Annotated in this window: 9 protein-coding genes; 4 read left to right on the forward strand and 5 right to left on the reverse strand. The window is 37.8% G+C overall.

Going from position 1 to position 10,978, the window contains the following annotated elements:
* The 4 genes from ACY651_RS21285 to ACY651_RS21300 all read right to left on the reverse strand — a co-directional run.
* Positions 1–272: enoyl-CoA hydratase/isomerase family protein (locus ACY651_RS21285; RefSeq protein ID WP_462255537.1), on the reverse strand; the 272-nt coding region annotated here is incomplete at its 3' end.
* 19 nt (positions 273–291) lie between these two features.
* On the reverse strand, positions 292–2,367 hold the full coding sequence (paaZ, locus tag ACY651_RS21290; RefSeq protein WP_462255538.1) for a phenylacetic acid degradation bifunctional protein PaaZ: 2,076 nt from the start codon (positions 2,365–2,367) through the stop codon (positions 292–294).
* A gap of 325 nt (positions 2,368–2,692) precedes the next feature.
* Complete coding sequence (locus ACY651_RS21295) at positions 2,693–3,160, reverse strand: DinB family protein (RefSeq protein WP_462255539.1); 468 nt, start codon at positions 3,158–3,160, stop codon at positions 2,693–2,695.
* An 81-nt stretch (positions 3,161–3,241) separates the two neighbouring features.
* Positions 3,242–3,817 (reverse strand): adenylate kinase, encoded by a 576-nt coding sequence (locus ACY651_RS21300; protein WP_462255540.1) that lies wholly within the window; start codon positions 3,815–3,817, stop codon positions 3,242–3,244.
* Between the two features lie 234 nt (positions 3,818–4,051).
* Between ACY651_RS21300 and msrB the strand changes: the two genes are divergently transcribed.
* Positions 4,052–4,495 (forward strand): peptide-methionine (R)-S-oxide reductase MsrB, encoded by a 444-nt coding sequence (gene msrB, locus ACY651_RS21305; RefSeq protein ID WP_462255541.1) that lies wholly within the window; start codon positions 4,052–4,054, stop codon positions 4,493–4,495.
* Here the strand turns inward: msrB and ACY651_RS21310 are convergent, their stop codons facing one another.
* Positions 4,496–4,999: an OmpH/Skp family outer membrane protein gene (locus ACY651_RS21310; protein WP_462255542.1), complete on the reverse strand. Its 504-nt coding sequence runs from the start codon at positions 4,997–4,999 to the stop codon at positions 4,496–4,498.
* Between the two features lie 217 nt (positions 5,000–5,216).
* Here ACY651_RS21310 and ACY651_RS21315 point away from each other — a divergent pair, with 217 nt between their 5' ends.
* From ACY651_RS21315 to ACY651_RS21325, 3 genes are all read left to right on the forward strand, one after another.
* Positions 5,217–7,127 carry a S9 family peptidase gene (locus tag ACY651_RS21315; RefSeq protein WP_462255543.1) on the forward strand — a complete coding sequence of 637 codons (1,911 nt, stop codon included), beginning with the start codon at positions 5,217–5,219 and terminating at the stop codon, positions 7,125–7,127.
* A gap of 121 nt (positions 7,128–7,248) precedes the next feature.
* Complete coding sequence (locus tag ACY651_RS21320; protein WP_462255544.1) at positions 7,249–10,440, forward strand: WD40/YVTN/BNR-like repeat-containing protein; 3,192 nt, start codon at positions 7,249–7,251, stop codon at positions 10,438–10,440.
* Positions 10,441–10,541: 101 nt separating this feature from the next.
* A partial coding sequence (locus ACY651_RS21325) for an aminotransferase class I/II-fold pyridoxal phosphate-dependent enzyme (RefSeq protein WP_462255545.1) occupies positions 10,542–10,978 on the forward strand: 437 nt, incomplete at its 3' end.

Raw genomic sequence — 10,978 nt, forward strand, 5'->3', positions numbered from 1 at the left:
TTAATAACATGGGCAAAACCACTGAAAAACTTTAACCCTTCACTTTCATTTTTTATAGCAATCAATTCGTCAAAGGAAGCACCGCTGCAAAAAGTTTTATCACCTGCACTTTTTAAAATAATCACTTTGGTATCGTCATGCATACCTGCGAAATGAATTTCTTTTGCCAGCTCTTCTAAAATTTTTCCGGGCAGGCTGTTGCTTTGCGGATGAAAAAATTCGATGGTGTTGATGCCATGTTCTATATGGCTTTGTACGTATCCTTGTAACATAAAAATATTTTTATAAAAGTTACTGATTTTTTTTCTTAACCATTGTTAAAATTGTTGCTACGCCGGTAATTTCATCCGTTTCATCAAAAAACTCCACCAGCCATTTTACAATTCCTTTTTCAATATCATCGCCACGTTTAAAATCCTCAGCTTTTTCAATTACCCTTTTATCGTTGGGCAATTTTTCTTTACAGGTAAAGCGGATGTATACTTCTGCACCGGGGTAAACAGGTTTGGTAAAACGCAATTCATCAATACCATAATTTAACAGCACTGGATTTTTTTCATAACTGTCAACAAACAAACCTGCAGCAATACTCATGATAAAATAACCATGTGCTACCTGCTGCTCAAACATAGTGCCTGCAAAATCGGTGTTTTTATTATGGGCATAAAAATGATCGCCACTCAGGTCGGCAAATTTATCAATGTCTTCACTGGTGATAATTCTTTTTTCAGTTATAATTTGATCTCCAATTTGCAGCTCTTCAAAATATTTTTTAAAGGGATGTTTGCCCGGATCTTTTCCTGCAGCATTGGGTTGATACACATTGGTGATTGCCGTAATGGTTGTTGGCGAACCCTGCAAAGCCGTACGTTGTAAATAATGTTTTACGCCACGTATGCCACCCATTTCTTCGCCGCCACCCGCCCTGCCCGGGCCGCCATGCACTAATAACGGCAGCGGTGAGCCGTGGCCGGTGCTTTCTTTAGCACATTCATTATTCAATACTAAAATTCTTCCGTGATGCGATGCTGCACCCACTACATATTGTTTTGCAATGCTATAATCTGCAGTAACAATTGTAGTAACTAAACTTCCTTTTCCTAATTTACTTAATACAATAGCCTCATCAATATTTTTATAAGGCATGATGGTGCTTACCGGACCGAAGGCTTCTACTTCATGGGCTGCTGTTGCATCAAAAGGTTTATCGTTCATTAATAAAATGGGAGAAATAAAAGCGCCTTTGCTGGCATCGGCGTCTATCACTTCCACGCTATCTAAACTGCCATAAACAATTTGTGATGATGCTAATAATTTTTGCACCTGCTCTCTAACTTCTTTACGTTGTGTTTCTCCTGCTAAAGAACCCATCCTTACTTTTTCGTTCAGCGGATTACCGATTGTTGTTTGTGCTAAAGAAGTTGCAATCGCTTTCCACATATCTTCTACTTTATTTTCTGGCACAAATATTCTGCGGATGCCCGTGCAACGTTGCCCTGCTTTTAAAGTCATTTCTCTTCGCACTTCCTTTACAAAAATTTCCCACTCTGCTGTGCCGGGTGCCGCATCTTCTCCCAACACAATACAATTTAAGCTGTCGGCCTCCATGGTAAACGGTACTGATTCCTTTAAAATGTTTGGATTGGATTTTAGCATCAATCCTGTTTTTGCACTGCCTGTAAATGTTACCACATCCTGGCTTGTTACATGATCTAATAAATCGCCGGCACTGCCGCAGAGTAATTGTAAACTTCCTTCAGGTAAAATTTTACTGGCAATAATTTCTTTTACCACAGCTTCGGTTAAGTAACTGGTAACCGTAGCCGGTTTTACAATACAGGGCATACCCGCTAGTAAATTCACCGCAATTTTTTCCAGCATGCCCCATACCGGAAAATTAAATGCATTGATATGTATGGCCACGCCTTCTTTTGGTGTAAGAATATGGGTGCCCATAAAAGTATTATTCTTGCTAAAATTATGGCTTTCGCCATCTATGCAAAAAACTTCATCCGGAAATTTTCTTCTTAAAGATGCATTGGCAAAAAGATTGCCGATTCCGCCTTCAATATCTACCCAGCTATCTGCTTTGGTAGCGCCGCTTTGATAACTGATGGTATAAAATCTATCTAAATGATTACGCAAATGCAATGCTAATGCTTTAAGCATATTTCCTCTTGCATGAAAAGTCATTTTGCGTAAAGCAGGGTTACCTACTGTTCTTGCATATTCAGTAACCGATTTAAAATCTAACCCTTTTGTACTTGCAGCACCAATTATATCTGCAGTAACGGCGTTGTATAAAAGTTGTCCCTCGCCATCGCCTGTAATCCAGTTGCCGGTTATGTAGTTGCGTAATTTATTCATAGCTTTATTGTTAGCACAAAACTAAGGATTGAAAAGAAAAATCTAATTTTAATATTATGAATGCTATAGAAATCCTGATAAGCAAGTTCAGGTAGAAGTTACATTCGAAAACGATACTTTTTGGCTATCCTTAAAGCAAATTTCTGATTTGTTTGAAAGAGACAAATCTGTTATTTCCAGACACTTAAAAAACATTTTTGAATCTGAAGAGCTTTCCTATTCGGCAACTGTTGCAAAAAATGCAACAGTTCAATTGGAAACAGGAAGAGAAGAATTTAATTATAAACTTAATTAATAATCATCATTAACAAAGAATTACATTTTTCTACACCACCCCAAACTGCTTTCCATGATGCACCACATGCTTATAATGCAGCAATATCCATTCTTCAAAATTTAATGCGCCAAATACCGGGTGTAAAGTTTTTATATTTGCATCAGCTGCAAAATAATCTACAAACTCAGCAATACTTTTTTGCAAACCGATAACTGCTTCTGCCATATTACTGCTGCGTAAAGGCAACGCTTCTTCTCCAATTACCGAAGTGGGTGCTTTTGTATTTTCCCTGAATTCCTTATCACTTAATAAAAACTCTTTAAACTTTGGTAAATGCTCTTCTGGGGTTACCAACGGAAAATGCAGTTTGCCCGATGATACTTTAAAAAAGCCCGATACATGTTCTGCCATTTGCTGTGCATTCATTTTGCCCCATTTACCAACTGCATCTGCAGGCAGGCCGTTTACTAATGGTACAAATTTGTTTTGTATAAAATCGAGTTTTACTGCATCCATATATTTAGTTTAGCTGCACAATTTAAAATAAAAAAAGCATCCTGCGTTTGGCGGATGCTATTAAAATAATTTTTATGTTTATTACATTCGGGCTTCTATTTCTTTACACAAAGCTGCAAAAATATCATCCACACTTCCTTCGCCTTTTACCATTACCACTTTATCAAAATTATTGTAATAGTCGGCCACCACTTCAGTTTTATTGCGGTATTCTGTTATTCTTGCCCTTATAACATTTTCATTAGTATCATCGCTTCGGCCGCTGGTTTCGCCACGTTTCATTAATCGCTTTACCAATTCCTCTTCGCTAACATTCAGTGCCAGCATTATAGCTATGGATGTTTTTTTAAGTTCTAATAATTTATCCAGCGCTTCTGCCTGTGCAGATGTACGGGGGAATCCATCAAATAAAAAACCTTTTGCATTGGGGTTACCATCTAATGCAGAACTTATCATACCAATAACCACTTCATCCGGCACCAGCTGTCCTTTGTCCATAATTTTTTTTGCTTCTACGCCCAGTGGGGTTTGGTTGGCAATTTCGCTACGCAACAAATCGCCTGTGCTAAGGTGCTTTAACCCAAACTTTGCAATTAGTTTTTCGCTCTGCGTTCCTTTACCACTGCCCGGCGGGCCAAATAATATTAAATTAAACATAGTTATCGCTGTACTTGTGAAGATAGCAAATATAATATACCAACTTTAAATATCCCTTAACATTTGCAAGAAAGTCTTAAAAACTTTCGCAGCCAGCTTTTCGTATATTTTAAAACCTTTTAGACCCGGGTTTGTATAGTAGTTATGAAATTTTTATTTTACATCTCATTACTGTTTGCTGTTTTATTAAGCAGTTGTGGCAATTTTTCAAATAATCAACCTAAAAAAAATATTATGGATAGTTCTAAAAAAAATAATCTTGTAGTTACGCCGGCAGATACGGCAAAAGTTACAAAGAGTGAAACGGAGTGGAAAAAAACTTTACCTACAGACGTATATTATATTGCCAGAGAAAAAGGAACGGAGAGGGCTTTTACCGGAAAATACTGGAACAGTTTTGATACCGGCACTTATTATTGCGCTGTTTGCGGCAACCCGCTTTTTCGCAGCAATGGTAAATTTGAAAGCAGTTGCGGCTGGCCCAGTTTTTTTGAACCCATTACAAAAGAAAGTATAATTTATACCCCCGATAATACACACGGCATGAAAAGGACAGAGGTAACCTGCGGCAAATGCAACAGCCATTTAGGCCATGTGTTTGAAGATGGTCCGCCGCCTACCGGTTTACGTTACTGCATTAATGGCACCGTATTAGATTTTAAAAAAGTAGAAAAGTAATTATTTAATTCCCAGCTTCTTTTTAACCTTGTCGGTAATATCATCTGCTGCAGGAAAAACTATCATTTGTTCTTTATAGGCGATGTGTGAGTAGCCATTTTCTTTTGCAACTTCCTGTATTGCCACAAGCAGTTTATCCCGGATGGGTTTTATTAATTTTTCTCTTTCTGCTTCTACCAAACCATTGCTTTGTTTTTCCTTACGGGATAATTCAGTGATCCTGTTTTGCAGATCGGTTCTTTTTATTTCTTTTAATGAAGACGTCATTTTTACAGAGTCCTTTACAAATTTTTCATACGCTGCATTTAATTCGCTTTGAGAAATAGTATAATCTTCAGTAATTGCTTTTTGAAAAGATTCCAGTAAAGAATCAGCCTTCTTTGTTTCTGCCATCATCGAAAAAACTTCGTTGGTATTTATTACACCAAATTTTTGCTGGCTCATACCTGTTTTACCGGCGGCAAGGCAAGCCATTATAAAAGCTGCAGCTAATAATTTTTTCATACTATTTCTTTATTTTTAATTTACAGTTATGCTATAAAACTACTTTATTTTTTTAAAATTATCCTTTTTACACCGGGGAGTTTTAAAATTAGCTAATAGCTACATTCAAACTTTACATATTCCTGCTCCTTTAAAAAAGCATTTATTGCTTTCATCATTTTCCTGTTGCAGGATACTATTATCTTTCTTACCTTTCTTTTACCTAAACTTTTTAATTATGAAAAAAATTATTGTAATTGCCCTGGTGGCTTTTTTATTTTCGTGTAACAGCAGTGATACGCCTGCAAAAAAGGAAGTAAAGCAATACAGCATTCAGCAACTCTATAAAACAAAAAATATAAGCGGCGGCGCTTTTAATAAAGACGAAACTAAAATATTAGTAAACAATAACGAAACCGGTATTTACAATGTTTACGAAATTACCCTGGCCGATACCAGTATGAAACCGCTAACCCAATCTGCCAAAGAATCTTTTTTCAGCAGCGATTATGTGCCCGGCACCGATAAATTTATTTACAGTGCCGACCAGGGTGGAAATGAAAATGATCACTTATACCTGCAAAGCCCCGGCCAACCCGTAAAAGACCTTACACCCGGCGCAAAAGAAAAAGCTTCGTTTGCCGGTTGGGATAAAAACCGTGCAAACCTTTATTACACCAGCAATAAACGTGATGCAAAATTTTTCGACCTCTATAAAATGGATACCGGCAAATGGGTGCCATCATTAATTTATAAAAACGACAGTGGCCTTGATGTAAATACCGTTTCTTACAATGAGCAATACCTGCTTTTAACCAAAAACATTACTACAGATAAAAACGAAATGTACCTGATGGATAATGTTAAAAAAGAAATGAAAAAAATTTCTGCCGATACCGGGATTGCTTCATACTCCCCCATGGCTTTCGATTTAAATGACTCTTCATTTTATTACACTACCAACGAAGGAAAAGAATTTACTTATCTGGTTAAATATACTATTGCTTCGGGCAGTAAAGAAAAACTTTTTGAAACCAACTGGGATGTTGCTTACATGAGCCTTAGCCAGAATGGCAAGTACCGTATTATTGGTATTAATGAAGATGGAAGAAATAATGTTTTACTGTTTGATCATAAAAGCGGCGAGCAATTAAAATTTCCTGAAATAACAGGAGGCGATGTGCAGGGTGTCAATATTTCTCCTACAGAAAAAAATATGGTATTATTTGTTGCAAGCGATAAAAGCCCGGTAAATTTATGGCACTACAATTTTGAAAAAAATCAATTAAAACAATTAACCAAAACATTAAGCGATGAAATAAACCCCGATGATTTGGTTAATGCCGAAGTGGTTAGATTTAAATCTTTTGATGGCGTTGATGTGCCCGCAATTTTTTACAAACCGCTTACCGCTTCTAAAGATGCAAAAATTCCTGCATTGGTGTGGGTGCATGGCGGCCCCGGCGGACAGTCAAGGGCCGGCTATTCTCAATCCATTCAATATTTTGTAAATCATGGTTATGCAATTTTAGCAGTAAACAACCGGGGCAGCAGCGGCTATGGAAAAACATTTTACAAAATGGATAACCGCAACCATGGCGATAAAGATTTAATGGATTGTGTGTATGGAAAAAAATGGCTGGCAAAACAGGAGTATATTGATGAAACTAAAATTGGAATTTATGGCGGCAGTTACGGAGGTTTTATGAGCCTTGCCGGCATTATTTTTCATCCTGAAGAATTTAAAGTAGGTGTAAATTTATTTGGTGTGGCCAACTGGCCCCGTACTTTAAAAAATGTGCCGCCTTATTGGGAAAGTTTTAAAAAATCGTTGTACGATGAAATGGGAGACCCGTTTGGTGCAGACTCAACAAGGTTAAAAAATATTTCTCCATTATTTAATACTGATAAAATTAAAACGCCTTTGCTGGTGCTGCAGGGTGCTAACGACCCAAGGGTTTTACAACAGGAAAGTGATGAGATTGTGGCTGGTGCAAAAAAGAATGGCACCCCTGTGGAATATGTATTGTTTCCTGATGAAGGGCATGGCTTTGTAAAAAAAGAAAATCAGATGAAAGCTGCCGAAGAAACGTTGAAATTTTTAGATAAATATTTAAAAACAGATCAGCCAAAAACAAAGCTTAATTAACGCACGGCTGTAAATGAAAAAATCGCTTCCTGACTAAAGGAGGCGATTTTTTTTCCGTTTGCATAATTATTTTGTAAGAGCTGTAAATTTTATGCACCTTCATGTACCTAAACTTATATTGATGAATAATTTTAACGCATTGTGCAGCCTGGTATTGCTGTCTTTTTTAAGCACTGTTTCAGTTGCACAAAAAATATCTCTTACTCAATTTAAAAATTTAAAAGCCCGTAGTATTGGTCCTGCTGGCATGAGTGGCCGTGTAACTTCTATTGATGCTTTATACAGTAACCCCAATGTAATTTATTTAGGTACAGCAAGTGGCGGCGTTTGGAAAACCGAAAACAGCGGCGCCAAATGGGAACCCATTTTTGATGATCAACCCATTTTAAATATTGGTGCGGTGGCAGTGCAGCAAACTAACCCTTCGGTGTTGTGGGTGGGTACCGGCGAGGGCAATCCACGTAACTCTGTAAACATTGGTGGTGGTATTTTTAAAAGTTTAGATGGTGGCAAAAGCTGGAAAATGATGGGACTTGAAAAAACAAGAAACATTCACCGGATCATTATTGACCCTGTAAACCCTAATACCATTTATGCTGCAGCTATCGGCAATCCGTATGCCGAACATCCTGAACGTGGCGTTTACAAAACAACCGATGGCGGCGATACCTGGAATTTAATTTTACACACCAATGATACCAGCGGTTGTGCCGATTTAATTATTGATCCCTCTAACCCCAATAAATTAATTGCGGCTATGTGGCAACACCGCCGTACGCCTTACAGTTTTAACAGTGGTGGGCCGGGCAGTGGTTTATATATTACTTATGATGCCGGGAAAAACTGGAAAAAATTAGGTAAGGAAGAAGGCTTGCCCGAAGGTAATTATGGCCGTATTGGTTTAACTATTTCTCACAACGAACCTAAACGTATATACGCTTTAGTGGAAGCCACAAAAAATGGTTTATACAAAACTGATGATGGCGGCTTTAAGTGGGAGCTGGTAAACAGCAATAAAACGGATGTTACCAACAGGGCTTTTTATTTTCAGGATATAAAAGTTGATCCTAAAAATGAAAACCGTTTATACAATATCACCCAAACAATAACTATGAGTGAAGATGGCGGAAAAAGTTTCAGCACAGTAATTCCTTACAGCGGCATTCATCCCGATCATCATGCATTTTGGATAAACCCCAACGATCCTAATTTTATAATTGATGGTAACGATGGTGGTATTGGCATTAGCCGTGACAGGGGAAGAAACTGGATCTTCAGCGATCAAATTCCTGTGGGGCAATTTTATCATATTAATGTTGATAATAAAATTCCTTACAATGTTATGGGGGGCATGCAGGATAACGGAAGCTGGCACGGCCCTGCGTACACGTGGACAAACGGAAGTATCAGAAATTTTTACTGGAATAATTTATCAGGCGGCGATGGTTTTGATGCAGCCCCGGATCCCGAAAATAATGACTGGATTTATTCTATGAGCCAGGAAGGCGAATTACAAAAAGGAAACGTGGTAACTGGTGAAGAGATGAGAATTAAGCCACCCACTCCGGATGCAAAAACGTATTTACGTTTTAACTGGAACGCCGCTTTTGCACAAGACCCCACAGATGCAAAAACAATTTATTATGCCAGCCAGTTTTTACATAAAAGCAACAACAAAGGATTAAGCTGGCAAACTATTTCGCCAGATTTAACTACCGATAACAAGCAACAGCAAAACCAGGAAAATAATGGCGGGCTTTCGATTGATATTACCGGGGCAGAAAATTTTAATACTATTTTATGTATTGCGCCATCAGCTAAAGACAATAAAATAATTTGGGTGGGTACCGATGACGGTAATGTGCAGCTTACAAAAGATGGCGGAAAAACATGGGCCAATTTTAGAGGGAAAATTGCGGGTATGCCTTTGGGTGCATGGATACCACAAATTACTGCAAGCCGCTATAATGCTGCAGAAGCATTTGTAGTTTGCAACGATTACCGCCGTGGCGATTTTAAACCTTATATTTTTCGTACCAAAAATTATGGACAAACATGGGAGCGGATGATCGATGAAAATAAAGTAAAGGGTTATGCATTATGTATGATACAGGACCCTGCAGAACCCAATTTAATTTTTGCCGGCACGGAGCAGGGGCTTTGGGTAAGTTTTGATAACGGTACCAATTTTCAGCAATGGAAAAACGGTTACCCCGCTGTATCCACTTACGATTTGGCAATACAGGAAAGAGAAGCTGATTTATGTATTGCAACCTTTGGCAGGGCAATGTATATTTTAGATGATATAAGACCATTAAGAAAAGCTGCTGCCAATAATGGTGCTGCATTTACAAAAACGTTAACCGTATTTGAAGCGCCGACAGCATACCAAGCAATCTATAAATCTGCGCCGGGTTATGACTGGAGCACCTGGGGAATGTATGAAGGACAGAACAGGAACCGTGGAGCCTCCTATTCTTTTTTTGTTGATGTGCCCCGAAATTCCATTTCAGGTATTTCAGGCAAAGACACCACAACCAGAAAAAAATCTTCCTCCAATGATTCAGCCATAGTAAAAATTTATAACAGTACCAATGAATTAATAAGAACAACAAAAATAAAAGCGGACAGTGGTTTTAACAGAAACTACTGGAGGTACGAAACAAAAGGTATCCGTCAGCCGGGTTCTGCAAAACCAAAACCAAATTCGCCGGAGCCGGTAAATTTCGGAATGCCTGTTTATCCCGGTACATATAAAGTAGTGGTTAATTTAGGTACAGCAGCCGATTCAACAATGATTGTTGTAAATGCCGACCCTAATGTGCCAAATGATAAAAATGTTTACGATGCAAAAATCGTTTTATTAAACCGTTTAGAAAAAAGTACATTAAAACTTACAGAGATAACTGACCGTTTAACAGAAGCTGATGAAACTATTGCAAAAATAGAAGCTCAGTTAAAAAATATAGAAGGAAGAGAAGCTGACAGTTTACGCAAAACAGGTAAAGCAATGGCAGACTCTGTAAAAAGTATCCGCAATTTTATTTTTGGTAAGCCGCAGGAAAAGCAAGGCTATGGCACAGTTTATCAATTAACCGTAAACGAAAAAATGCAGGCCGCAAGGGGAGAAATACTGGGAAAAAATAAAATACCCGATGCACAGGAAGTAAACCAGGTAGAAGTTGCCGAAACATTAGTAGCGCAGGCAATAGAAAAAGCCAATACTTTTTTTACAACAAAGTGGATGGCCTATCAAAAGTTGGCAGAAGCAACGCCGATGAAAATTTTTAATTCATATAAACCAGTTGAATAAATTCATTCACTAAACAAAAACCTGTTGAGTGGATTCATTCAGCAGGTTTTTTGTTTTACCCATGTTTAAAATTTACTTTTGCTTTTTATTAAAAGATGATTATGAGTTCAGAAAATTTAAGCCACTTAGCCAAAACTTTAATAGGATCAGAAATTGTTAGCCTTGGTGCAGAGATAAAAGAAAAAATAAAACAGGGTAATAAAATTTACAATTTTACAGTAGGTGATTTTGATTCGTCTGTTTTCCCCATACCGCAGGAGTTAGAAAACGAAATCATCAACGCTTATAAAAATCATTATACCACTTACCCGCCTGCCGATGGAATTTTAGAATTACGTGAAGCTGTTGCTGATTTTATTTCTGTAAGAGAAGGAATAGATTATTCCACCAACGAAATATTAATTGCTGCAGGCGGCAGGCCGTTAATTTATGCAGCCTTTCGTGCAATAGTTGATAAAGGCGATAAAGTAATTTACCCGGTGCCCAGCTGGAACAATAATCATTATGTTCATTTTACCGAGGCAGAACATGTGATGAT

The organism is Ferruginibacter sp. (assembly GCF_031391665.1).
In the GTDB taxonomy this organism is placed as follows: Bacteria; Bacteroidota; Bacteroidia; order Chitinophagales; family Chitinophagaceae; genus Ferruginibacter.

Bases quoted from the DNA above. Each gene is read 5' to 3' on its own strand.
- msrB (WP_462255541.1), top strand. From the start codon at position 4,052: ATGGATAGTTCTAAAAAAAATAATCTTGTAGTTACGCCGGCAGATACG.
- ACY651_RS21315 (WP_462255543.1), top strand. From the start codon at position 5,217: ATGAAAAAAATTATTGTAATTGCCCTGGTGGCTTTTTTATTTTCGTGT.
- ACY651_RS21295 (WP_462255539.1), bottom strand. From the start codon at position 3,160: ATGGATGCAGTAAAACTCGATTTTATACAAAACAAATTTGTACCATTA.
- paaZ (WP_462255538.1), bottom strand. From the start codon at position 2,367: ATGAATAAATTACGCAACTACATAACCGGCAACTGGATTACAGGCGAT.
- ACY651_RS21300 (WP_462255540.1), bottom strand. From the start codon at position 3,817: ATGTTTAATTTAATATTATTTGGCCCGCCGGGCAGTGGTAAAGGAACG.
- ACY651_RS21310 (WP_462255542.1), bottom strand. From the start codon at position 4,999: ATGAAAAAATTATTAGCTGCAGCTTTTATAATGGCTTGCCTTGCCGCC.
- ACY651_RS21320 (WP_462255544.1), top strand. From the start codon at position 7,249: ATGAATAATTTTAACGCATTGTGCAGCCTGGTATTGCTGTCTTTTTTA.